We start from the raw sequence: 23183 nt of genomic DNA, 5'->3' as shown, positions 1-23183 counted from the left end.
CCTCGGTCGTCGTGGTGGAACCGCCGGAGGAATTGTCTAATCGACATGGGGCTACCGGTACAATTGCGTTTCGTTGCGAAACGCCTTGTCTACAAGCGTATTGTTGGCGAAGCCGCCATCTACATCCACGATCTCAAGGCTGATAGGCTTCTCCGCGCCGGTTGTGGATTCTTCATCGTCGCTCTTGTTCGACTTTGAGATCGGGGAATTGATGAACACGCTGGCATAGCCGTCCGGCTTGAGCTGTGTGTGGCCGTTGATCTTCGAAGCGTTGGCGAGACAATCGACGACCGCCATATTGAGGAGCCGGCGATCGGGATCTGGGCTCACCCCTGTGCCCTTGTAGCACTGCGGCGTGCCTACTTCCTTTGTCGGGTTGTTCGATTGGTCCGCTACGCTGCCGCTCGATATCTCATACTTGTAGACGTCATATCTGGAGGCTGGCGCGGTCTTGTCGCCAGTCGGGTTGGTGTTGGCCGGAACGTATGTCGTATAGGCCGTTTTATGGTTGGCCAGCCAGTACGCGTTCCAGAATGTTTGCGCGGAGATTTTGTCGGACATTCCCGGTTTGTCGACGCCATATCTGTTGCCGTCAGGGAGAGGCAGTGCCGACCCGTCCGTTACGGGATCGTATTTATTGCAAGTGTTGCTTTTCGCGCCCTTGCGGACGTTGCTTGCGGGCCGGTACTGCGGGTTCTTGTCCTGCTTGTTCAGCGAACTGCTGAGAACGTCAAACCGAACGTTTAGCCCGGTATTGACCTGTCCAAGCGTGACGCCGGTCTTTGTCGTCAGTGCATCGAGTTGATAGCAGGTGCCGGCGGAGCCCACTGCGATGGCATCCCGAAGCGAGGCTAGATTGTTGTCGATCAGTCCGAAATTGCCGGGGCCAGGATCGTTGTCTGCCTTAAGAATCCGAAACTCTCGACCGTAAGTATCTCCCGACGCAAAAGCTTGCTGGATTGTCTTGCTGGTGGACGGGTCGGTTGTCTCGAACGGGTTGCACATGAAGATCGGCACGGTTTCACAGATCGATTGAACGAAACCGGCCACGGCCTGGGCCCGGATGTCCATCGTGTCCTTGCTGCCGACGAGGCTCGCCGGGAAGATGGTTGCGAATGCCCCAGCACCCTTCGCCAAGCCGGACGCGTTTATCGTCACTTCGGCTAAAGACACCAGTTTGGGATCGGTGCTGGCCCAGTTCACCCCGTTTGCATCGACGCCATCGCTGGTCAATGTGGTTTCGTCGCTGGCTGGTATCCCGGTCAAGTATTTGATGGTCACGTCTGCCAGAGCGAGAGTGTGACCGGCGCCTAGCTCTGAATACAGGGTCTGGTTGGCGAGTAGGGTCGTCACGGCCCGGTCGGCTCGAGTGATCGAATCCGACCTCCCGTCAAGTTCGGCGGCAGCGGCCAATGCAAGACCGTCGATACCCTTTTGCAGCTGTTGGTGAAGCCCGGTGGCCCGGCTCATATCGAAGGCGAGCAGCGAAAAGCCGATTAGCACGGGTATCATAATCGCCACGAGGATCATCGCTACGCCGCGCTGATCGTTCCAGAAGGCACGAATGGTCCTCAACATGACCTTACTCTCTGCTTTCCTGCGCCAAGGCCCCTCGCATGCCCGGCGCCCTCCGCATCCTTCCGTTCAGCTCACTGCTTTGTCACGCCCGACCCGCCGACATTGACCGTGATCGCTGGCGGTGGCGGAGGTGGCGGTGGATATTTGTAGGCTTGGGCAACGGCGGCGGCGCGCGTGCCGTCGCCTTCGATATGCGTATTCCTGGATGCCGGATTGAGCGGATCGACCGTCTGCAGCATCGAATTGTATTTCTGCGTGTCGCCGGCGGCCAAGGTCACCGAGTCGTAGTGGTTCAGATAGTCCGCGGCGCAGCCCGAAAGCGACCCGACGCACAGAATGAGGATCAGGGCGCTATTTCTTGACATAGAGCATCTTGTCCTTCGATTTGAAGTCCAGCATATGGCCATAGGGGCCGGTGACGCCGTCGCCCGTTTCATATCTCCGGATCATGTCCTTGTTCACTTCGAGCTGGCCGAGCACGAAGAATTCCGGGTCGTTGGCTGGCCGCGTCTTGTCGAACGGTGTCGCCAACTGCTCGCCGGGCTTCACCGGCCGCACGATATGCGGGGTGACGATCACGACCAGCTCGGTCTCTTCCTTCTGGCTGCTCGAATTGCGGAACAGCGTGCCGATGACCGGCACCTGGCCGAGCCATGGCACCTGGTTTTGAAGCTTGGTCGTCTTGCTGGACAGAAGCCCGCCGACCGCGAAGCTCTGGCCGTCGCGTAGTTCGACGACGGTTTCCAGCTTGCGGTTGGTGAAGATCGGGTCGCCGGCTGTCGTGAAGCCGGTCAGGTCGCTGACCTCCGGGGCCAGTTGGATGTGGATCTTGTCGTCGGCGAGCACGACCGGCGTGAACAGGAGATTGACGCCGAATTGCTTGTACTCGATCTGGATCACGCCATCTTTGGTGACGCTGCGAATAGGAACCTGGCCGCCGGCGTTGAAACTGGCGGGTTCGCCGGAAAGCGTGGTGAGGTTGGGCTCGGCAAGCGTGCGCACCACCCCTTTGGCCTCGAGTGCTTCGATGTACAGATCGACCTTGATGTTGCTGTCAATGACGCGAGTGAGGAGTGCGCCGAACGGAGTGGAATTGGACAGGAGGCCACTGAGCACGCCAGCCGCCCCCAGCACCTCGCCGTCTTTGTCGACGGTGGCGATGCCCGTTCCGGTGAGCGTCGTGCCTCTGCTGTTGGTGCTGGCGATCGACACGCCGAGATCACGCCCCGCGTTGCGCTTGGCTTCCAGCACGCGCACTTCGAGATTGACCTGCTGGCTGTCGTCGACGGTGACGGCATTGATGATGGCGTCGGGGCCATATTGCTGCGCCACTTCCATGATGGCTGCCAGCGTGGCGCCGTCCTTGACATGACCGCCAAGCCGCACCCGGCCGTTGACCGAGCCGATCTCGATACGCGACCTTGGCGAAACCTGGCGGATTGCCGCCGCCATGTCGCTGACATCGACGCCGACCTCGATCTGGATGACGCCGAGCGAGCGTTTGTCGGGTGAGAACAGATTGACCGTGGTGGTGCCGGCGCCCTTGCCGATGACGTAGAGCGTGCGGTCGGTCATTGGCTGAGCATCGGCGATCTTCTCGTCGCCGACGACGATATCGCCGAGATTGGCATTCACCTGGAGCGTCACCGATTGCGACATCGGCAGGAAAACGCGATGGACGCTGGGGTTCGACACGTCGATGAAGCGGTCGGCTGCATCGGCATAAAGGCTCGATAGCGCCACCGCCGCCAGACAGGACAACGCGGCCGCAGCCATCCTTACGCAAAACCCCTGCATCCCCGTCTCCCCACTGCTGCTACTGCTGGCAGCCCCACTTCACTAGCCGCGTCTTATCATGGTTGTCGCGGCACGTCATATGTATCGAGCTTCACACCCCGGAACACGCCCACGGTCACGTTCTTGGGCGGCTCGGGCTGCACGTATTTGATCACTTCCTTGACAACTTCCCGCACTTCCGGCGTAGACGCCACGACTGGAACGGGCTTGACCTTGCCCAACTCGTCAAGGCGGCTTCCCACCTTCTCCACGGCCTGGGTCAGTCCGGCAATCTTGTCCTCGGCACGCTTGCGCTCAGCTTCCGCCAATGCGTCCGCGGCCGCTTTCTTGTCGAGGTCGGCCTGTCGCTTGGCCACGTCGTCGGGCGTTTCGCCAGTCAGGTCCGAAAGCGTCACACGCTCCGTCGTTTCGCCCTTGCTGGCCGCGGCCTGGCGCAGCGCCAGCGACAACTGCCCGGCGCCGGCTGCCAGAGTGAGCTTTTGTGCATCTTTCGTGCTGGCTTCCAGCGTCACCGATTTGACCACGGTCGGGCTATCCTTGCTCACATCGGCAACCTGATCGACTGCGAGCACCTTCATGCTCTGCAGCAGCACGTCGACAAAACTCTTGTCTGCCCCGTCGTCGCCGCGAGTCGTGCGCGTCAGCAGCACGTCGACGCGATCGCCAGGGAAAACAAATCCAGCCACCCCAAGCACATCGTTGACCCGGATGGAAACGGCTTTCATGCCTTCGCCAAGCACCGCCGAGAGCGTGGCGCGCTGGCCGGGGCCGGTGATCTTGGTGGCGAGAACGGGCTCATTGGTGCCGATCGCCTGCAGCGCCTGCTTTATGCCTTCGCCAGCCAGCATTTCTTTCGTTGTCTTGAAAGCGCCGGTCGGAACCGCGCCCGCCGGCCAGGCGATCTCGCGCAACTTGTCCTCGGTCAGCGTGTCACCGAATTTCAAAGGTACCGCCGCCACAACCACCGTATCGCGCGGGACGTCTTCCGTCCTCGCCATGGCATTGCGCTGGCTGGCCAGCCAGATATTGGCGAGCACCACCGCCAGCACGCCGAACACGCCGGCGAGGACAATCATGATAAGCGTATTGGCGCGCATCTTCCCACCCCACTATCGCCCGCCGGGCGAATTTCAACCCCTTCAAAGTGCAGGATCCTGGGCCGAAATCGAGCGATTCCGGCCCAGGAAGTTTTCAGCAAGTGCTCCCGGCAACACCATTCGTGCCAAGCTTGGCGCAAAGGCCGGTGAACTGGCTGCCGACCCATCCGCCGATGGCAATAACCGCAACGATCGATGCCGCTGCGATGATGCCGATCAGGATCGAGTATTCCACCATGGCAGCGCCGGTTTCGTCGGACTGGAACTGCCTGGCTATCTCGATAAGCCGCTTCATGCCTATCACTCCTTTGTGGCCGATCCGGCCAGAGCGTTTCCGATCAAGCGGCCGGGACGCAAGCGCCATTGCCAGTGCCAGCAGCGTCGAGACCCTTGCCGTTCAGCTTCGCGCAAAGGCCGGTGAACTGGCTGCCGACCCATCCGCCGATAGCGATGACCGCAACGATGGTTGCCGCGGCGATGATGCCGATCAGGATAGAGTATTCGACCATGGCAGCGCCGTTTTCATCGTCGCGGAACTGCCGGGTCATCGTCATGAGCTTCTTCATGTCAATTTCTCCCTTTGGAGGTTTGAACCCGACGAGACAGAGCCAAGGATGAACTCCATACCCAAGCATCCCCCGTCATCTCGATCCTAGGTCCCGAGAAATTGCGGAGTCAAACGGGATTAACGGTTCCTTAACTTCCCAATACATGAATTCTGGAGTTGAACGCGGCTTTAAATTTCAGCAAGAGCTTGATTCGTCTAATTTTTCAAGCGCCCTTAACCATTCGTTCACAATTATGCATGCGTCCTAATAGAACCATAACTAATTTAGCAGCACAACATATTCCTTTATATCTAAGGGGTTATAGCCAGATATGGAGCGGATGCCGATGTTAGAGCACCAAGGACACACGGCGCTCCTGGAAGCTTTATTCACTCAGCCATGGTTGGCGACGCGGGGCCTAAAATAAAAACGATATTTTTCAGGCGCGCTCCTTAACTATGTTGAAAGTATTGGCCGCAAGTGAGGCGCCCCGGCGCTTGTGCGTCGGGTGGTTAACGTTTAGTTTCCGCTAATGTGCGCTGGAGGGGTGTAAGGGATTATGCTGGGTCGGTTTATCAAGGGACCAAGCGAGCAGCAGGCCGCGACAAAGGCCGAGCAGCTGACTTTACTGCCCATCGTTCCGGCGGTTTCTCCAGTTGCTGATATTGAACCCCATGGCGAGGACTTCCTGACGCTGAAAGTCGAACTGCATCGTCATTTGATCGACCGGTTCAATCTCGCCGCGCTCGAAACCGCGTCCAAGGAAGAGATCCTGAACGAGATCCGCCCAATCGTGCGCGAGTTCGTGCGCAGCCACAGCGTGCCGCTGAACGCACGCGAGCTTGATCAAATTACCAGCGAGACCGCCGACGAGATGCTGGGACTCGGCCCGATCGAACCGCTGCTCAAGGACGACACGATCACCGATATCCTGATCAATACCCACAAGCGCGTCTTCATCGAGCGGCGTGGTCTGGTTGAAGAGACGGCGATCCGGTTTCGTGACGAGGCGCATCTGCTGCGGGTCATCAACAAGATCGTTTCCGCCATCGGCCGGCGCGTCGATGAATCCTCGCCGATGGTCGATGCCCGGCTGGAGGATGGCTCCCGCGTCAATATCGCGGTGCGGCCGATCTCGGTCGACGGGCCGCTGGTGTCGATCCGGAAGTTCTCCAAGAACCCCTATTCGCTCGAACGCCTTGTGGCGCTCAACTCGATCCGTCCGCCAATGGTCGAACTGTTGCGGATTGCCGTGCAGGCGCGCAAATCGATCCTGGTTTCGGGCGGCACGGGCAGCGGCAAGACGACCTTGCTTAATGCGCTGTCGAGCTACATCCCGTCCAGGGAGCGTCTGATCACCATCGAGGATGCGGCGGAACTGCAGCTGCAGCAGCCTCATGTCGGCCGGCTGGAGACACGTCCACCCAGTGTCGAAGGAAAAGGAGAGGTTCGCCAGCGCGAACTGGTCAAGAACGCGCTGCGCATGCGGCCCGACCGCATCATCGTCGGCGAAGTTCGTGGCGAGGAAGCTTTCGACATGCTGCAGGCCATGAACACCGGCCATGAAGGCTCGATGACCACCATCCACGCCAACACGCCGCGCGATGCGATATCGCGGCTGGAGCAGATGGTCGGCATGGCAGGAATGCCGATGACGCATGAGTCCATCAGAGCGCAGATAACTTCCGCCATCGACGTCATCGTGCAGACACAGCGCCTCTCCGACGGCGGCCGGCGCGTGACATCGATATCGGAGATTACCGGTATGGAAGGAAACGTCGTCCAGATGCAGGAAATCTACACATTCGTGCGTCGCGAGGTGACGGCTGACGGTCAGATCGTCGGAGAATTTCGCGCCACCGGCGTTCGCCCACGTTTTGCCCCGGAAGCGGCAACGCTCGGGCACCATTTCGCCAAGGACGCCTTCAATCCCCAGGTTGCGCTCTGATGCCGACCGGCCAGACCTTGCTCTACTTCATTTATACGCTCGCGGCGGCGGCAGTCATTCTCGCCGGCGAGGCGCTGTATCTTTCCTTCGCCGATCGCCGATCCCGTGCCGGCATGATCAACCGGCGGCTGAAGCGATTGTCCGATGAGGCTCCGGCCGAAAAGACCTTGCAAGGATTGCTGCGCGAGCGCGGCCTGACGGATACGGGTGATTTTCTTTTCGGCATGGTCGGCCTGAACAGGCTCTACACCCAATCCGGCATTACCGGAAACCCGCTGACTTTCGCCGCGATGTTCCTGCTCTCAGCCCTGGCAATTGCGCTGCTGTTCTCGTTCATTCTGCGTTTTTCCGTACTGCCTTGCATCCTGATTTTTCTGGTGACCGGATTTGCCTTGCCACTTCTCCTTTTGCGTCGTGCGCGCAGGAAGCGGATCCAGAAATTCGCGAAACAGCTCCCGAATGCACTCGACATGATCGTGCGTTCACTGCGGGCGGGGCACCCGGCAACGGTGGCCGTAGGTCTGGTCGCGCGCGAAATGCCCGATCCGCTCGGTACCGAATTCGGCATTGTCTCCGACGAAATCACCTTCGGACTGAGTATCGAACAGGCGGTGCGGAAGCTTTCGCAGCGCGTCGGTTTCGAAGGCCTGCACCTGTTGTCGGTGTCGCTGTCGATCCAATCGAAAACGGGCGGCAATTTGACCGAGATCCTGGCCAACCTTTCGTCGGTTCTGCGCGAACGTCAGAAACTCAGAATGAAGATCAGGGCGCTTTCGTCGGAGGGGCGGGTGTCCGCGTGGATCATCTCGCTTTTTCCGATCGTGATGTTCCTGATTCTCCAGCTAGCCGCTCCGGCATATTACGGCCAGATATGGCACGATCCACTGATCACGCCGGTGTTCGTGACCTTCGGAATATGGGCGCTGCTGGGTGACTTCATCATGTATCGCATGGTCAATTTCGATTTCTGACAGGAGCGAGCCATAAACCTGCTATCGAACATTCAGGGACTGAGTATCCTGGTTTCCACCGCGGTATTCGTGGCGGCTGTATCGCTGTTCCTGTTCGGCGCGCTTGTCTTCTTGCCGGCGTTGCAGACACGCAAGCTGGTTGCCCAGAGCCTGACGTCGGAAGGCATCGTCGACCACCGCTCGCTCGCGGGTCAGGAACAATTGCTCAAGATCTCGGCGCAACGTCCGGTCGATGCTTACTTTCGATCGATGGAGAAGGAACGCAATGAGCCGAATGCGCTAGAGGCGAAGCTTTTTCGCGCCGGGTTCTATCAACCAAGTGCTCCGCTCATCTACACCTTGTCGCGACTGGGCGCGGTCTGTATCGGCTTTTTGGTTGCCTATGCGCTCCTTGTGCGAGTACTCCCGCCCCAACTCCCCGCTATCATGGCCTTTGCCGGTTCGGCTCTGTTCGGGCTCGCCTGCATTGTGGTTCCAGCTATCCTGCTTGATCGCTTCGAGAATGCCCAAAAACAGGTCTATCGTCGCGGATTTCCCGATTTCATGGACATGATGATCACCTGTGCCGACGCCGGGATGAGTTTGGAGGCGGCGGTCGAGCGTGTCGGCGCCGAACTGGCCGGCACCCACAAATGGCTTGGCATCCAGCTTGCGATCATGAACCTGCAAATGCGCGCCGGCAAGCCGTTGCGGGAGGCGCTGCGCGAACTCGCGGACCGCATCGGGCTGGAAGAGGCGCGCTCGCTCGCCGTGCTGTTCAGGCAGTCGGAAGAACTCGGCACCAGCCTGACGGATGCGCTGCGCGTCTACAGCGACGAGATGCGCGGACAAAGAATTCTGAGCGCTGAGGAGAAGGCCAATGCCTTGCCTGTCAAAATGATGATCCCGTTGGGATTGTGCATCTTCCCCGTGGTCATGATGGTCATCATGTTGCCGGTTATCATCCGTATGAGGGGCATTTTCTTCTGAATAAGTATATGCTTTGATTCTAAAATAGAGTCGCAGGGCTCTCGGGGGATAAAATGAAAGGGCCAATGCGCCTCGCAACCGTCGTCGCCGCAAGTCTGTTGATGGCAGCCCTAGCCGGCTGCCAGACAAATGGTGTAGACACCACTGGCGGTGTCGTGCGCACCAACGAACCGTCGAAAGGCGACGTGACGTCGTTTGGCGACACGTTCGATGGATTGAAGACCGTCAGCGATGTCGAATATTACGCATCGGACCAGGCCGTGGCCGAAGCCAAAAACCAGTTCCGCGCCGAAAACTACGGCAATTCCGGCGCCTTGTTCTTCAAGGCCACGCAGTTGGCGCCCAATGACGGCGGCGCGTGGATGGGTTTGGCTGCTTCCTGCGACCGGATCCACCGCTTCGACCTTGCCGACCGCGCCTATGGCCGCGCGTTCAAGCTGATGGGACCGTCGCCCGAATATTACAACAATGTCGGCTACTCCTTTCTGCTGCGCGGCAAGCTGCAGGATGCACGCAGCAATTTTCTCAAGGCCTATGAACTGGCGCCCAACGATCCGACAGTCGCCAACAATCTGAAGCTGCTGTCGTCGAGCGTGCAGAACATCGAGCGCTAGCATGCTGCTTGTCGAAGCACTGCTGTTGAAGGCCCTCGCCATCCCTCTGCTCGCCAGGATTGCGTGGCTCGACTTCACGACGCAGAGGATTGCCAATCGCGATGTGCTGCTGCTGCTCTGCCTGGGTGTGGGATCGCTGTTGTTGCTGGTGCTGCGATCAGGATCCTGGTGGGACATGGGCTTGAGCGCGTCTGCCGGCCTCGTGCTGTTTCTTGCCTTGTTCCCGTTCTGGGTCCTGCGCAAGATCGGCGCCGGCGACGTCAAGCTGATGGCGGTCGTTCCTTTTCTGACTGGCGGCGAAGACCTCGCCGTTTTTTCCGTGCTGCTCCTGGTTTTCGCCCTCATCACTGCAGCAGCCATGAAAAATCCATTCCTGCTGCCCGCCGGCGCCTTCCGCGTCTACGTTCAGCATCTCGACCGCAAAGGCGTCGTGCCGTTCGGCGTGCCAATCTCGGTCGCGGCGATCTGCACGACAGCGCTCGGGATCTATGAAAGTTTGGTGTTGGCGAGCAGCTCTGGAATTCTGAATCAGCTTAACTGAACGGCGGAACCCGCTCTGCTGTAGGACGCGCGGGCCATCCAGCCGCATTCACAGGCAACGCCAACCAAAACGCAAACGTTGCACTGTGTGGATTGAGTGCGATCATCGTAATTGCTGAAATCAGAATCGAGATCGGCGCCAGGAAACGAAGCACGGAAAGAAGGCTCGGCATTTGGCCACGATAGGCCGGACAGATTAATCAAAAGTTGATACGGCATAGCCGTTAACGCTTTGGAAACTATCTTCTTGTCGGGGCACGAAAGTCATGTTCCAATGACTGCTTAGGGAAGGGGATGAAAATGTTGAACGAGGATTTTCTTGGCCGAATTGCCATCATCTTCGCCATGGCGGTTTTGGCAACATCCGGCGCGATGCCTCTGTTTCTCTATTTCCGTCAGGATACCTCAGCAAGTTCGCTCGCCATCGTTACTCAAGTGGCATCAACCGTGTTTCTGTTGTTGCAGCTTGTGATGACAATTGTCCGCCTTCCTCCAAAGGGAACTGCGCAGGGAGTTGGACCGAGAGTAACCTCGATAGCTGGTACGTTTATGATCCTGTTCGCATTGAGCCTGACACCGGCGTTGCAAAATGAAGCGGCTCAATTGATGGCTCTTTGCCTAGTCTTGGTCGGTACGGCCAGTTCGATTTTCTGTCTTTATTGGCTGGGTCGATCCTTCTCACTCATGGCGACAGCTCGTCGGCTGGTTACCACTGGGCCGTATTCGGTTGTCCGGCATCCGCTTTACATCTGTGAGGGGGTATTCGTTCTCGGCATGATCCTTTCGCATTTTTCAATGCTGATGGTGGCACTCGGTGCGGTTCAGTTTTTTTTGCAGTATAGACGCGCGAAAAATGAAGAATCTATCCTTCAGAAAACCTTCCCAGAGTACGACGATTACGCTCGGCGGGTGCCAATGATCTTGCCGAGATTCCTTGGTGGGGCGATACCAGAGCCTGGCGGCCGATAGTCAGGACTCGTCCTTGATCTGGTCGTTGCAAATACTTCGCTTCGTCGCCGCGCTGATGGTCGTATATGTCCACGCGGCCCAGACCGCCGTTAAAGTCACTGGGTCCAACGGCCTTTTACCTCATGATTTTCAGGTGGCTGGCTTCGCAGGCGTAGACATCTTTTTTGTCATATCAGGGGTGATTATTGCCAAGACGGCACCTAGCCTGACTTGGCGATCCTTCGCTTGGAGACGGTTCCGGCGCATCGTTCCGCTGTACCTGCTGATCAGCATCCCCTATGCGATCGTCGCCTACAAAACCGGCTTCGGCTGGCGGGAGGGGGTGGCGACACTTTTGCTGTGGCCCGCTACAGATAAAATGACTGCGCCGGCACTGCCCGCAGCCTGGACGCTGTGCTTCGAAATGCTCTTCTACGCCGCCGCAACCATCGTTCTCGTCGACCGGCGACTGCTATCGGCTCTCATCGGAATCTTCGGCCTCGCAATGATCTTTCGCTCGGCTGGTCCGGTCCTGCAGTTTCTTGGCAACCCGCTGATCATCGAGTTCGGCTTTGGCATCGCTCTCGCCTATGCACCCAAGTGGAAACCGGCAGTGTGGTGCCTGCCGATCGGCGCGGGAGCGATGATAGCTGTCGGGTTCATTGGGATGGCACCGCAAGGAGGGACGATGGAGTTTCTCACTGGCGATAACGGATTTCAGCGCGTGCTGGTATACGGTTTCCCGGCGGCGCTGATCGTCTTCGGCACGATGCAGATCGACGCACGACCGAGCGCATGGACGGTTCTCGGTGATGCCTCCTACATGCTTTATCTGATCCACACTCTGCCGATAACGCTGCTTCTGATGGTGTGGACCACGTTTCCGATTCCTCCGGACCTCATCATCGTGATCGGCACAGCCGTATCGGTTCTTTTCGCTTGGCGGATGTACATTCGGTTCGAGCTGCCGCTGCGCATATTCCTGCGCCGATATGATCCACATTTGAAGACTGGGTACCGTCCAGCTGGCGAGGCACTAAGGGATTGACGGATGGTTCGATGATGGTGACGCCGATCATGTGGTGTGCCGGGCGCGCGGTCGTGATCCCGTCCGAACGGACCTGCCGTTCCGGTCAGCTGACAGGCCCATCGCCGACCCTCGGAAGCAAACCCAGCCGCGTCGAAAGCGTCCGCATCGGCACCACAATCCCACCCGGCAAGAATTTCGCTGAAGAGCGTTTCATTCGGAACATATCCGGGAAAGACAGGTTTGATGGAGGCAGTACACAACCAAAGGAGATGCTCCAATGATCACCAAACTTCTCTCCGCAACCGTGCTTACGGTCGCTCTGGCCACGTCGGCAATGGCACAGTCGAACGGCACCGGATCCAGCAATGGTTCAGGCTCGACCTCCGGCGCCACCAGTGGTGGCAATGGGACCACGACCGGCACCGGCGTCGGCACAGGCTCCGGTGTGACGACCACGCCCGCCGACCCGAGCACGACAAATTCGACAAACTCGACAACCAACTCGAACGGCATGGCCGACCGCTGCAAGGATGCCGCGGGCAATGACATCGACAACAACACCGCCAGCGGCAACACGACGTCGAACGTGCAGAACTGCAACAAATGAGCCAGAGGCTCGGAGCGCCGCCCGAAGTCGCTCTTCTCCCTGGGGCGACTTATCGGGCGGTGTTCTTGCTGCAGAGTATATGCGCGAAATGACCGCCTATCTCTATGGGCGCACATGAGCTGAGCGCAGGCGCTTTGCCAGCAAAGTAAGCAGAGCAAGCAGCAATACGGCGCCACTGGCCGCCAGCGCCTGTCCCGCCAGCATCATGACTGTCCGCCCTGTCGACGTGCCTGCCCGCATCTGACGCACGTCGGCCGCCGTAACGCGGGCGTCTGGATTTCCGAAATGCGCGGTCACATAATTTGCAAGTATCGCCACCTGGCCATCGTCCAGCCAGCCGCCGAAGGCCGCCATTGATTTGCGTCCCGCGACGTCACCAGCCTTGACGCCTTCAAGGATCGTCATGACGACATTGTCGGGCATGGCAGCGCCCGGGGAGGTGTTGTGGGTCAGTGATGGAGCGGTGCCGTCCGCTGATCCGCCTCCATTCGCCCCGTGGCATCCCGAACAGAGCGACCGATAGAGATCGCCGCCGGCCGCGGCCCCGCTGCCTTGCGCCGCCCCGTTGCTTCCAGCACTATCCGCGACCCCCAGCGTATTGCCCCACGAAAAGCGCGGCTGCTTTTCGTCTCCGGATTGGGCAGGAACGTCCCTGAGATAGGCGGCCATGGCATGGATGTCGTCATCCGAAAGATGCTGCAGGCTGTTCATGACCGTTTCCGCCATCGGACCGCTTGCATACGCCTTTCCTGGTACCGCGCCGGTCTTGAGAAAGCGGAACAGCTCTTCATCGCTCCAGCCGCCCACGCCTGCGATCTTGTCGCTGGTGATGTTGAAGGCTCGCCAGATGCCGGCATTGCCGCCGGCAAATGCGCGATTTTCATCCATGCCGAATGTCGCATTTCGCGGCGTGTGGCAGGCACCGCAGTGGCCGAGCACTTCGACAAGATAGGCCCCTCTGGTCCATGCGGCGGTTCGGCTCCGATCCGGTGCGAAGCCGCCGCTGTGCAAGTTCGCGAGCTTCCACAGCACCAGTGTCCAGCGCTGGTTGAACGGAAAAGGCAGGATGTTTGCCGGGCGCGGCTGGAAGATCGGTGGCTGCGCCAGAAGATAGGCCCGGATCGCCAGCACGTCCTCGCGGCTCATCGCGGCGAAGCTGTCATAAGGCATGGCGGGATAAAGATTGGCTCCATCGCGCCTCACCCCTTCCTGCACGGCCCGCACGAACTCGTCCGCGGAATAACGTCCGATGCCGGTGTCGAGATCCGGTGTGATGTTGGTGGAATAGACGTCGCCAAACGGCGTCGGCACGCGATAGCCTCCGGCGAACGGGCGGCTCGGGTTGGATGTGTGGCAGCCGATGCAGTCGGCCGCCCTGGCAAGATATTCACCCTTCCGGATTTCGTCCGCCCGCGGTTGCGTGCAAAGCGCCAACGATGCCAGCAAGGCCGCGATCGACCGGGAGATGACGGCCGGGGCTGGAGCAACCGCAGCAAGCCAGAGCGCACGCCTGCTACGGCGCATAGCCGATCGCAGGCTCCGTGGCATCCTCACAGCTCGCACCCGCTGAAGGTCAGCCCGGCCAACGTCTGTGCCAGCAGCACGAGGGTGAACAGCGCGCCAACGCCAACCGAAGTCCTGGCCAGGAACGCGCGCGTGCGCGCCTTCGAGGGCGGGCTCGTGCCATGGCTTCGGTCGCGAACGGCGCGCCACGACAGCACCGCGCCTGCCATGGCGACAGCGGCACCCGTCAGCGAGAACAAGGCAGTGGGACGAAATCCGGCGTGGCATTGCCAGAATGCAATGGAATAATCGAGCTGCAGCGTTATCGCCCACGCGGCTGGTCCGCTGACCAGGCCTGCCCAGGAAACGCCGGTGCGGGTCGCCTGCATGTCACATCCTCGGAACCCAGTAGATGACGAGATAGAGCACAATCCATGAGACAACCACGAAGTCCCAGTAGAAGGCGTTGTCCGAGACGTCGCTGAAGCGGCGGCCCGCCTTGCCTTTTGGCGTGAACATGAGAACCGCAAGGACGATGGTGTCGCCGACATCGGTGAGAAGATGCGTCGTATGCAGCCCGAGCAGGAACCAGACGATCGACCCGTAAGCGTTCTGATCCCAGGAAATCCGCAGCGCCGGAAATTCCCAAATGCGAACGATCAGCGGAAGAATGCCGACGATCGACATGACGACCATGCCAAGGCGAACCTTCGCGAGGTCCTGACGGCGCGCCCAAAGGTCGACCATATGGTTGGGTACGATGCTCGCGAGCAGAATAGCCAATACTGTAGAGCCCGGCAGCAGATCCGGCGCTGGCACCCCGATCGGCCAGTGCGGGGCCAGCACGGCCAGATAGAAATAAGAGCCGATCGCCAGCGCAAAACCTGTCGCCTCGAGGGCGATGAAAGCAAGGGTTCCCCACCACATAGGGCTCGCCGCCCCGAAATCATATGTGGGCAGGTGGCTGACATCGGCGACAGAACGATGCCTCATTCCTCGTCCTCCGGTTCGCCTTTCGGCCAGAACCAGCAGATGAAGCCGACCGAAGCTGGTATCGTCCCCCAGACCACCGCCCATGGCGTGAAGATCGAGGCGAGAAATGCGCCGCCAACCGCGATGGCCGACAGCAACGGCCAAATCGAATTGTCGGCCGATGGCACCCTCAGCCGCGGCACCGCGTCGGCGACCGTGCTGGCCAGCACCTCGCGGGCATCGACGCGCAAGCCTTCGACGACGGGGAGGGTGTCGGGCTCCGCCCAGAGCGGTTCGCGATGGGTTACCACCGGCAGCCGCGAAAAGTCGTAGGAAGGCGGCGGCGAGGTCGTCGCCCATTCGAGCGTGCTCGCTTGCCAGGGATTGTCTCCGGCAATGCGGCCGTTGCGAAGGCTGAGCAGGATGTTCAGGAAGAAAAGAGCAAAGCCGGCGAACACCACCAGCGACGAGAGGCTGATGAACAGGTTCATCTCGCCCCAGCCACTCGCCGGCGGATAGGTGTAGACGCGGCGCGGCATGCCTTGCAGGCCCAGAATGTGCATGGGGAAGAAGGTGAGATTGAAGCCGAGGAAGACCAGCCAGAAATTCCAGCGGCCGAGCCTCTCGGACAGCATGCGGCCGGTGATCTTGGGAAACCAGTAATAGACGGCGCCGAGCAGGGGAAAGACGGCGCCGCCGACCAGCATGTAGTGGAAATGGGCAACCACGAAATAGGTATCGTGCACCTGCAGGTCGAGCGGCACCGAGGCGACCATGACGCCGGTCAGGCCGCCGATCACGAAAGTGAAGATGAAGCCGAGCACGAAGAGCATGGGCGTGGCCAAGATTGGCCGGCCGCCCCAGATCGTCGCAATCCAGCAGAAGATCTGAATACCGCTCGGAATGGCGATCATCATCGAGGACGCGGTGAAGAAACTCTCGCCGAGCTGCGGCAGACCGGTGGCGAACATGTGGTGTACCCACAGGCCAAAGGAGAGGAAGCCGATCGCGACCAGCGACAGCACGATCCCGAGATAGCCGAACACCGGGCGCCGGACGAAGGTCGGCAGGATCGTGGAGACAAAACCTGTCGCCGGAATGAAGATGATGTAGACCTCGGGATGGCCGAAGAACCAGAACAGATGCTGCCACAGAAGTGCATCGCCCCCTGCGGCGGGGTCGAAGAACTTCGTGCCGACCAACCGGTCGAGGATCAGCATCGTGCTCGACACCATCACCGCGGGCATGGCGAACAGAATGACGAAAGCGGTGACGAGGACCGACCAGACATAGAGCGGAATGCGGTCCAGCGACATGCCCGGTGCGCGTTGTTTGAACACTGTCGCAATGATCTCGACGGCGACCGCGAGCGCGGACACTTCCGTATAAGTGACCATCTGCGCCCAGAAATCGGGGCGCTTGCCGATGCCGTATTCAGGCCCGGCGAGCGGAACGTAGGAGAACCAGCCGGCGTCGGCGCCGGTTTCGAAGGCAAAAGCGATCCAGATCATCAGCCCGCCGGAAAGATAAACCCAGTAGCTGAAGGCATTGAGGCGCGGGAAGGCGACATTGCGGGTGCCGATCATCAACGGCACCAGATAGATGGCGAACGCCTCCATCACCGGCACGGCGAACAGAAACATCATCGTCGTGCCATGCATGGTGAACAGCTGGTTGTAGAGATCGGGACCGATGTAGCCGGCCTCGGGTTGGGCAAGCTGGAACCGCATCGCAAGGGCGGACAGACCTGCAAGGATGAGGAAGAAGAAAGCCGTCGCGATATAGCGTCGGGCAATCAGCTTGTGGTCGACGGTGACCAGCCAGCCGTGGAGGCCTCTCGGCGTTCTCCAGGCATGCGCCAGAAAGGCGCGCAGCCTCGCCTCTTCCAGGCCGGTGTCCCGTACGCCTTTCACGGCCTGCTGTTTATGCTCGGCCGGGTTTCCCGCAATGCCGCTCATTCCAGGGTTCCAAGATAGGTGACGACGGCATTGAGATCGTCGGCGCTGAGGGCAATGCGCGGCATCTTGGCCCCCGGCTTCATGGACTGTGGATCGGCTATCCAGGCAGCAAGCGCCCCGGGGGTCATGGCCAGAGTATCCGCGGCCAGAGCGTGTCGGCTTGCAAGATGGGTAAGATCAGGTCCGAGCGTTCCGCTGGCCGGTGTGCCTCTTATCGTGTGACAGAGGGCGCAGCCGGTGGAAAGAAAAGCCCGTTGGCCGCGGTGTTCTTCGTCACCGGCGGGCGCCGGCGCGGCGGCCCCTTGCCCGGATCGCCACGCATCGAACGCTTTGCGGCTTTCGGCGACGACCGTGATGGCCATATGGGCGTGCTGGTAGCCACAGAACTCGGCGCATTGGCCGCGATAGAGTCCGGGTTTATCGGCAATAAGCGTGAGCTCGCTTGGCCGGCCCGGGATGAGATCCCGTTTGCCGGCAAGGCTTGGCACCCAGAAGCTATGAATGACATCGAGCGAATCGAGCTCGACCTTGACCGGCTCTCCAACCGGGATGTGGATTTCGTTTGCCGTGACGATCGCTTGCCACGGTTCATCTTGGGGGTAACGGACCTCCCACCACCATTGATGCCCGGTGACCCGAACGGTAAGCGTTTCCGTTCCGCTGAGCGACGCAATGGATTTGCCCGCGAAAAAGCTCATTGTCGTCAGTATGGCGAGCACCAGAACGGCCAACGCGATGGCGCTTGCGACAACGCCCGTAAACCGACGTTCCTGTCGGGAATCGATCTCAAATGGCAAGCGCGTCGTCTCGACCAGTCGGCGACGCAGAAGCGCTGCCGCCAAGGCCAGCATGACAAGCAGCCATGTGCCCGCCGCAACGGCACTGAAGGACCAGATCAGGTCGAATATCCTTCGGGCATTCGCACCCTGCGGATGGAGCGTGGACTGCCAGTCGCTGCATCCGCCCAGGACCAGCATGGGCGCCGTCCCGGCCGACTGTTTCGGCCGTGGGAAGGGGAGCGGCATCAGCGGTCGTTTCCGCTTACGAAGGCGGGTAAACGGACGCGCGCAACCTGCCATGAAGGATCCACCATCGTTGCCAAGGCCACAACGCGGTTGGTTGCAAAAGGATGCTTGGCAACACTGCTGCACCCGAGAAAGGCGAACTGGAAGATGTGGGACGGCCATTCTTCAGCACACCCACGGGAGCGGGGCCTAGCCGATGGGCAGGTGCGAAGCCCGCCGCCGCCCGCTTGTTCTCCAGAACGCGGCCAGGAGCAGTGCGGCTCGGCCATAGATCAGGCCGGCCGGATTCACATCAGCGGGGCTGCAAGTTGAACGCAAGACTGCTTCGCACTTTCACTGGTATTGCTCTAGGCCTCCATCATCGACTTCGCCGGCTCCCGGGCGATATTTTCTTCGATGCGTTCGTGCCCCGGCGTCTGTGGCAAGGCCTGGCGGAAGTTCTTGGCGTAGTCCGACGGCATCTTGGGCGGCATCAGTGGCTCATAGGCATCGACCAGTGCTTCGATCACAACCGGACCTTCGGCCGCGAAGGCCTCGTCGAGAACGGTTTCGATCTGATCGGCCCGCTCGATGCGAAAACCGCTCGCGCCCATCGCTTCCGCGGCCATGGCAAAATCGATCGGCTGCAGTTCGCAACCGAATTGCGGGTTACCCAGAAACATCATCTGCTCCCAGGCGATCTGATTGAGCATGTTGTTCTTGATGACCAGCGTCTTCAGCGGAATTTTGTAGCGCACAGCCGTCGAGAATTCGCCGAGTTGCATGGCAAAACCACCATCGCCGACGATAGCTGCGATCGGTCGACCGGGAAATGCTATGCCGGCGGCGACGGCATAGGCAAGGCCGCTGGCCATGGATGCCAGCGCTCCGGACACGCCAAACGCCTGGCCGCTCCGCAGATCGACATGGCGGGCGGCAAGCTCCGTGTTCTGACCGGAGTCGGTGGCCAACATCGTGTCGTCGGCCAGTCTTTGTCCGAACGCACGGGCAATCGTTTGCGGCTTCAACGGTTGCGCCCGCGCGTCCTCCGACTGCCTCATCATCTCGCGCCATCTTCTCATGGTTTCCTGGGAGCGCTGCAGGAATTCACCGGAAGGCTTCTGCGTCAGACGTTGATTGAGCGCGCGCAATGTCTCGGCGGCGTCTCCGACAAGACCGGCCTCGACCGGAAAGCGCAGGCCAATCCGCTGCGCGTCGCAGTCGATCTGGACACCACGGGCGTGCCCGGGCTTCGGATAATATTCGATGTAGGGGAAGCTGGAGCCGACGATCAGCACCGCGTCGCAGGTTTCCATCGCCTCCTGCGAAGCCAGGGTTCCCAGGATGCCGATCCCGCCGGTCGTGTGAGGATGGTTGTCCGGAAGGACCGCCTTGCCCAATAAGGCCTTCGCGACAGGCGCCTGCAGCAGATGCGCGGTATGTTCAAGTTCCGCGGCCGCGCCGAGCGCGCCGCGCCCGGCCAGGATCGTCACCCGCGTGGCTTCGTTCAGAATGGCGGCAGCTTTGTCGAGTTCGGCGTCCAGCGGCATGCTGTGGCCGGAAAACATTTGCTGCGGCGTGTGCGCCGGGCGATTGCGCTTGCTGCGCTTGGCGGGGTCGGCCTCTTGCTCCTGGATGTCGCTGGCAATTGATAGATGGGCGACGCCCTTGCGCGCCAGCGCGGTTCGGCAGGCGAGGCTAGCAACGTTTTCCATGTGCGCGGCATCGGCGACTTGGGCATTATAGACGGAGACATCGTTGAACACGCGCGTCAGATCGACATCCTGCTGGGTGAACGTCTCGATCAGGTCGTGGAACTGCATGCCTGTGATCGCGAGCACCGGAGCCTGATCGAGCTTGGCGTCATAAAGGCCGGTCAGAAGATGCGTTCCGCCCGGCCCTGATGTGGCTAGGCAGACGCCTAGCTTTCCCGTCCATTTGGCATAGGCGCATGCCATGAAGGCGGCCGACTCTTCGTGCCGGACCTGCACGAAGGCTATCTTGTCCTGCCGGGTGCGCAGTGCCTCCATGACGCCGTTTATGCCGTCTCCCGGCAAGCCGAACACCACCTCGACGTTCCAGGCGATGAGTGTATCGACGAGAATTTCTGCTGCATTTGCCATGTCAGGATTGCTCCGGTGGATGAGGTCCGAACCGGTCAATCCCGAGTTGGTTCCTTCATCACAAGAAATCGTGACATGTTGGAAGCGTCGTCGGGCCCCTTGCAGGAGAACCGGCTTCTCATGACCAGTCACGCAGATAATGGACTGCTCCAGAGGGCGGCAAGCTGTTTCCGGTAGGTCGCTGGACATCAAGTATGTTCAGGCGTGGTGGAACATCGGCGATCAACTGTCGTTGACACGCTCGTGAGAGAAAGGACACCGTCCATGTCAAAATTCCAGGCTGCCACTCCGGATCGTCTGCGACAACTCAGGCTTGAAGCGTCGGCTTACTTCACCCCGATGATGCTGCACGAGGCATTGCTGCGCCTTTCCCACGCCTGCGGCGGTGAAAGCCTTGGGCGGTTCGAGAAGGCCATGGTCGACCAGATAGAGGCGACGCAGGACGATCGGTCCGATTTTGAAACGATCAAGGAATTCGCGATCGAGCAGCTTTATGCCTTGATCCGGGAAGCCAATGAGTCGCCAAAGAAGAAACAGTCGCTGGAGAAGATAGATACACGCAGGACGCCCGGCCGCTCCGAAGAACCGCAGACGCTCGAGGATCAACTGCAGGCAGGGTTGGAGGATTCTTTTCCGGCAAGCGACCCGCCCGCGGTGGTGTCCACGGCAATTCCAGGCGGAGCAAAGAAGCTGGTCGGGACCGACGAGGTCCTGAAACGGCAGCGAGAACAGGCCGCCAGAGAGGCCCGCCAACCGTAGGGCCCGGGCATGGCTGCATACCGGGCCTTGCAGCCATGCGCCGGTGTGACAACGCATAGCTCTGCGCATCAAAGCTTGACGGCGGTCTCCCGTGCCCACAGCCGCAGTTTGCGGCACGCCTCTATAAACGTCTTCACGGAACCTGCGGTATCAAGGTCGATCAGCCCCTCATCGGCATCGGGAGCTACGCCCGCCTTTGCCAGGAGAGGTTGGGCTGCCGCTGTGAAGCCGATGAATTTGCAATGGGCGAACGCATCTGACACGAAGTCCCTCGCGGCCGCCTCGTCGAGCAGCATCTCGGCACCCTCCTCGGAGAGAAGCAGTACCACGGCGTCGAACAACACGGACGGGCCGCCGTCGATCATGTGCCTCGCCTCGATGTGGCTGCCGTCAGCCGCATCGACGCCGCCCACCTTGGGCGCGATCACCTCCATCACCGCGCCTTCCGTTTCGATGGCGGAACGGAGCTCTTCGAACAGCCCGGTGTCGGTTCCATTGCTAAGCAAGACGCCGACTTTGCGGCCCTTGAAACTGTCAGGCCCGTTCTCGATGATGCTGAGCGCCGGCGAAGGCGGCAGGTCGTCGCGCGTCGGAACGGCTGCCTCCGCGGGGTCGGGCATATTCCGGATGCCGAGCTTGTCGGCGACGGTGGTCGCCAGGGTTTCATCAATGTTGAGCAGATGCGAAACCATGCGTTCGCGGATCGCCGGTGCCTGGACCTTGCTCAATTCGAAGGTCAGCGCCATGGCGATGTGGCGCTGCTCCGGCGGTGTCTGGCTGTTGAAGAATTGCCGGGCCTGGCTGTAGTGATCGGCGAAGCTTTCCGCGCGCAGACGCACCTTCTGCCCTTCCTCGGCATCGGCGAAGGAACGAAAGCCGCGTTGCGGATCCTCGCGCGGTCCCAGCCCCCATGAATTCGGTTCATAGTTGGCGCGACCGACCGGATTGCGCATAGCCATGTGTCCGTCCTGTTGGAAATGGGCGAACGGGCATTTCGGCGCATTGATCGGGAGATGGGTAAAGTTCGGGCTGCCCAGCCGTTTCAACTGGGTATCGAGATAGGAGAAGTTGCGGCCCTGCAGAAGCGGATCGTTGGAGAAGTCAATTCCGGGCGGCACATTCTGCGTCATGAAGGCAACCTGCTCGGTCTCCGCGAAGAAATTATCCGGCATCCGGTCAAGCACCAGCCGCCCGACCGGGATCGGTTCGAGCACCTCTTCAGGAATAATTTTGGTTGCGTCCAGAATGTCGAAGTCGAAGCTGTCGGCAAACGTCTGATCGAACAATTGCACCGTCAACTCCCATTCCGGGAAATTGCCGGACTGGATGGCGTCCCATAGATCGCGACGGTGAAAGTCTGGATCGGCGCCATTGATCTTGACCGCCTCATTCCAGACCACCGATTGCATGCCGAGCTTTGGCTTCCAGATGAATTTGACGAAGGTGGATTCGTCTTTCGCGTTGACCAGGCGGAACGTGTGCACGCCAAAGCCCTGCATGAAGCGGAAGGAGCGCGGGATCGCGCGATCCGACATGATCCACATCACCATGTGCATCGATTCCGGCATCAGGCTGATGAAGTCCCAGAAATTATCGTGAGCGGTCTGGGCTTGAGGAAAGGCCCGGTCCGGCTCTTGTTTGGCGGCATGGATCAGATCGGGAAACTTAATCGCGTCCTGGATGAAGAAGACCGGGATATTGTTGCCGACCAGATCCCAATTGCCTTCCCTGGTGTATAGCTTGACCGCGAAGCCGCGGACGTCGCGGGCGAGATCGAACGAGCCTTTGTTGCCGGCAACCGTCGAGAAGCGCACGAAGGCCGGTGTCTTTTCGCCGGCCCTCTGGAAAATATCGGCACGTGTGTATTTGGCCAGAGACTCGTAGGTTTCGAAGTAACCATGCGCGCCGTAGCCGCGAGCATGAACGACCCTTTCGGGAATGCGTTCGTGGTCGAAGTGGAAAATCTTCTCCCGAAAATGAGAGTCCTCGATCAGCGCTGGTCCGCGTTCGCCGATCCGCAATGTGTTTTGATCGTCGGAGACGGGTGTTCCCAGCGCCGTGGTCAGAGTGGGCGTCTCACCCCCGGCGATCTGGTGCAATTCCCCGCCGTTTCCGCGCGCGCTATCCGGTTCCTGTCCACTTGCCGATTGGCGAGCGGAACGACGGGCGGATTTGGCCATGACATACCTCGTTTGATGCCGGAGGGGGTGGAAGTAC

General features: G+C 60.2%; 22 protein-coding genes. 9 read left to right on the top strand and 13 right to left on the bottom strand.

The genetic code is table 11. From position 1 onward, the window contains the following. Positions 1-51: 51 nt before the first annotated feature. The 6 genes from X739_RS152095 to X739_RS15745 all read right to left on the bottom strand — a co-directional run bounded on the left by X739_RS152095 (position 52) and on the right by X739_RS15745 (position 5038). Positions 52-1578 (bottom strand): pilus assembly protein TadG-related protein, encoded by a 1527-nt coding sequence (locus X739_RS152095; protein WP_023794734.1) that lies wholly within the window; start codon positions 1576-1578, stop codon positions 52-54. A 71-nt stretch (positions 1579-1649) separates the two neighbouring features. Further along, entirely contained in the window at positions 1650-1943 is a 294-nt protein-coding gene (locus tag X739_RS152100; protein WP_023794733.1) for a hypothetical protein, read from the bottom strand. Continuing rightward, positions 1930-3375: a type II and III secretion system protein family protein gene (locus X739_RS152105; RefSeq protein ID WP_023794732.1), complete on the bottom strand. Its 1446-nt coding sequence runs from the start codon at positions 3373-3375 to the stop codon at positions 1930-1932. The genes X739_RS152100 and X739_RS152105 overlap by 14 nt, the downstream gene beginning before the upstream one ends. Positions 3376-3431: 56 nt before the next feature. After that, positions 3432-4472, bottom strand: coding sequence for a Flp pilus assembly protein CpaB (gene cpaB / locus X739_RS152110; RefSeq protein WP_023794731.1), 1041 nt, complete (start codon positions 4470-4472; stop codon positions 3432-3434). 94 nt (positions 4473-4566) lie between these two features. Next, entirely contained in the window at positions 4567-4767 is a 201-nt protein-coding gene (locus X739_RS152115; RefSeq protein WP_023794730.1) for a Flp family type IVb pilin, read from the bottom strand. A gap of 43 nt (positions 4768-4810) precedes the next feature. Next, positions 4811-5038 (bottom strand): Flp family type IVb pilin, encoded by a 228-nt coding sequence (locus X739_RS15745; protein ID WP_023794729.1) that lies wholly within the window; start codon positions 5036-5038, stop codon positions 4811-4813. Between the two features lie 541 nt (positions 5039-5579). Between X739_RS15745 and X739_RS152120 the strand changes: the two genes are divergently transcribed. From X739_RS152120 to X739_RS152155, 8 genes are all read left to right on the top strand, one after another. Continuing rightward, a complete protein-coding gene (locus X739_RS152120) occupies positions 5580-6968 on the top strand; it encodes a CpaF family protein (protein ID WP_023794728.1) in 1389 nt (462 codons plus the stop codon). A 176-nt stretch (positions 6969-7144) separates the two neighbouring features. After that, positions 7145-7939, top strand: coding sequence for a type II secretion system F family protein (locus X739_RS152125; protein WP_245273849.1), 795 nt, complete (start codon positions 7145-7147; stop codon positions 7937-7939). A gap of 18 nt (positions 7940-7957) precedes the next feature. Further along, complete coding sequence (locus X739_RS152130; protein ID WP_023794726.1) at positions 7958-8908, top strand: type II secretion system F family protein; 951 nt, start codon at positions 7958-7960, stop codon at positions 8906-8908. A gap of 53 nt (positions 8909-8961) precedes the next feature. Continuing rightward, the gene (locus tag X739_RS152135; protein WP_051410585.1) at positions 8962-9522 is read left to right on the top strand and encodes a tetratricopeptide repeat protein; all 561 of its coding nucleotides are present in this window, start codon (positions 8962-8964) and stop codon (positions 9520-9522) included. 1 nt (position 9523) lies between these two features. After that, complete coding sequence (locus X739_RS152140) at positions 9524-10063, top strand: prepilin peptidase (protein ID WP_023794724.1); 540 nt, start codon at positions 9524-9526, stop codon at positions 10061-10063. A gap of 293 nt (positions 10064-10356) precedes the next feature. Next, the gene (locus tag X739_RS152145; RefSeq protein WP_023794723.1) at positions 10357-11031 is read left to right on the top strand and encodes an isoprenylcysteine carboxylmethyltransferase family protein; all 675 of its coding nucleotides are present in this window, start codon (positions 10357-10359) and stop codon (positions 11029-11031) included. Between the two features lie 13 nt (positions 11032-11044). Beyond that, positions 11045-12058, top strand: coding sequence for an acyltransferase (locus tag X739_RS152150; protein ID WP_084056276.1), 1014 nt, complete (start codon positions 11045-11047; stop codon positions 12056-12058). A 259-nt stretch (positions 12059-12317) separates the two neighbouring features. After that, a complete protein-coding gene (locus X739_RS152155; protein WP_023794721.1) occupies positions 12318-12647 on the top strand; it encodes a hypothetical protein in 330 nt (109 codons plus the stop codon). 102 nt (positions 12648-12749) lie between these two features. Here X739_RS152155 and X739_RS152160 read toward each other — a convergent pair whose 3' ends face one another. The 6 genes from X739_RS152160 to X739_RS152180 all read right to left on the bottom strand — a co-directional run bounded on the left by X739_RS152160 (position 12750) and on the right by X739_RS152180 (position 20207). Then, complete coding sequence (locus X739_RS152160; protein WP_198026140.1) at positions 12750-14171, bottom strand: cytochrome c; 1422 nt, start codon at positions 14169-14171, stop codon at positions 12750-12752. Positions 14172-14197: 26 nt separating this feature from the next. Further along, positions 14198-14539, bottom strand: a complete 342-nt coding sequence (locus tag X739_RS1000000167105; protein ID WP_023782387.1) for a hypothetical protein — start codon at positions 14537-14539, stop codon at positions 14198-14200. Between the two features lies 1 nt (position 14540). Further along, positions 14541-15143, bottom strand: coding sequence for a cytochrome c oxidase subunit 3 (locus X739_RS152165; protein ID WP_023794719.1), 603 nt, complete (start codon positions 15141-15143; stop codon positions 14541-14543). Continuing rightward, positions 15140-17080 carry a cytochrome c oxidase subunit I gene (gene ctaD, locus X739_RS152170; protein ID WP_023794718.1) on the bottom strand — a complete coding sequence of 647 codons (1941 nt, stop codon included), beginning with the start codon at positions 17078-17080 and terminating at the stop codon, positions 15140-15142. The genes X739_RS152165 and ctaD overlap by 4 nt, the downstream gene beginning before the upstream one ends. Beyond that, positions 17077-18057, bottom strand: coding sequence for a cytochrome c oxidase subunit II (gene coxB / locus X739_RS152175; RefSeq protein WP_031252038.1), 981 nt, complete (start codon positions 18055-18057; stop codon positions 17077-17079). The genes ctaD and coxB overlap by 4 nt, the downstream gene beginning before the upstream one ends. Positions 18058-18452: 395 nt before the next feature. Then, entirely contained in the window at positions 18453-20207 is a 1755-nt protein-coding gene (locus tag X739_RS152180) for a thiamine pyrophosphate-dependent enzyme (RefSeq protein ID WP_023794716.1), read from the bottom strand. Positions 20208-20411: 204 nt separating this feature from the next. Between X739_RS152180 and X739_RS152185 the strand changes: the two genes are divergently transcribed. Then, positions 20412-20966, top strand: coding sequence for a hypothetical protein (locus X739_RS152185; protein ID WP_245273848.1), 555 nt, complete (start codon positions 20412-20414; stop codon positions 20964-20966). A 68-nt stretch (positions 20967-21034) separates the two neighbouring features. On the opposite strand, the gene X739_RS152190 is transcribed toward X739_RS152185, so the two are convergent. Further along, on the bottom strand, positions 21035-23146 hold the full coding sequence (locus X739_RS152190) for a catalase (RefSeq protein WP_023794715.1): 2112 nt from the start codon (positions 23144-23146) through the stop codon (positions 21035-21037). Between the last annotated feature and the right edge of the window lie 37 nt (positions 23147-23183).

Source organism: Mesorhizobium sp. LNHC209A00 (genome assembly GCF_000502915.1).
GTDB lineage: Bacteria > Pseudomonadota > Alphaproteobacteria > Rhizobiales > Rhizobiaceae > Mesorhizobium.
Note: the sequence above shows the minus strand (reverse complement) of the source record. Positions and strands in the feature narration are given on the sequence as shown.

What these genes read in the sequence shown, in the direction of transcription:
- ctaD (WP_023794718.1), bottom strand. Translation starts at nt 17,080, where the DNA reads ATGAGCGGCATTGCGGGAAACCCGGCCGAGCATAAACAGCAGGCCGTG.
- X739_RS152115 (WP_023794730.1), bottom strand. Translation starts at nt 4,767, where the DNA reads ATGAAGCGGCTTATCGAGATAGCCAGGCAGTTCCAGTCCGACGAAACC.
- X739_RS152140 (WP_023794724.1), top strand. Translation starts at nt 9,524, where the DNA reads ATGCTGCTTGTCGAAGCACTGCTGTTGAAGGCCCTCGCCATCCCTCTG.
- X739_RS15745 (WP_023794729.1), bottom strand. Translation starts at nt 5,038, where the DNA reads ATGAAGAAGCTCATGACGATGACCCGGCAGTTCCGCGACGATGAAAAC.
- cpaB (WP_023794731.1), bottom strand. Translation starts at nt 4,472, where the DNA reads ATGCGCGCCAATACGCTTATCATGATTGTCCTCGCCGGCGTGTTCGGC.
- X739_RS152095 (WP_023794734.1), bottom strand. Translation starts at nt 1,578, where the DNA reads ATGTTGAGGACCATTCGTGCCTTCTGGAACGATCAGCGCGGCGTAGCG.
- X739_RS152105 (WP_023794732.1), bottom strand. Translation starts at nt 3,375, where the DNA reads ATGCAGGGGTTTTGCGTAAGGATGGCTGCGGCCGCGTTGTCCTGTCTG.
- X739_RS152180 (WP_023794716.1), bottom strand. Translation starts at nt 20,207, where the DNA reads ATGGCAAATGCAGCAGAAATTCTCGTCGATACACTCATCGCCTGGAAC.
- X739_RS152145 (WP_023794723.1), top strand. Translation starts at nt 10,357, where the DNA reads ATGAAAATGTTGAACGAGGATTTTCTTGGCCGAATTGCCATCATCTTC.
- X739_RS152100 (WP_023794733.1), bottom strand. Translation starts at nt 1,943, where the DNA reads ATGTCAAGAAATAGCGCCCTGATCCTCATTCTGTGCGTCGGGTCGCTT.
- X739_RS152155 (WP_023794721.1), top strand. Translation starts at nt 12,318, where the DNA reads ATGATCACCAAACTTCTCTCCGCAACCGTGCTTACGGTCGCTCTGGCC.
- X739_RS152135 (WP_051410585.1), top strand. Translation starts at nt 8,962, where the DNA reads ATGAAAGGGCCAATGCGCCTCGCAACCGTCGTCGCCGCAAGTCTGTTG.
- X739_RS152160 (WP_198026140.1), bottom strand. Translation starts at nt 14,171, where the DNA reads ATGCGCCGTAGCAGGCGTGCGCTCTGGCTTGCTGCGGTTGCTCCAGCC.
- X739_RS152120 (WP_023794728.1), top strand. Translation starts at nt 5,580, where the DNA reads ATGCTGGGTCGGTTTATCAAGGGACCAAGCGAGCAGCAGGCCGCGACA.
- X739_RS1000000167105 (WP_023782387.1), bottom strand. Translation starts at nt 14,539, where the DNA reads ATGCAGGCGACCCGCACCGGCGTTTCCTGGGCAGGCCTGGTCAGCGGA.
- coxB (WP_031252038.1), bottom strand. Translation starts at nt 18,057, where the DNA reads ATGCTGGTCCTGGGCGGATGCAGCGACTGGCAGTCCACGCTCCATCCG.
- X739_RS152190 (WP_023794715.1), bottom strand. Translation starts at nt 23,146, where the DNA reads ATGGCCAAATCCGCCCGTCGTTCCGCTCGCCAATCGGCAAGTGGACAG.
- X739_RS152165 (WP_023794719.1), bottom strand. Translation starts at nt 15,143, where the DNA reads ATGAGGCATCGTTCTGTCGCCGATGTCAGCCACCTGCCCACATATGAT.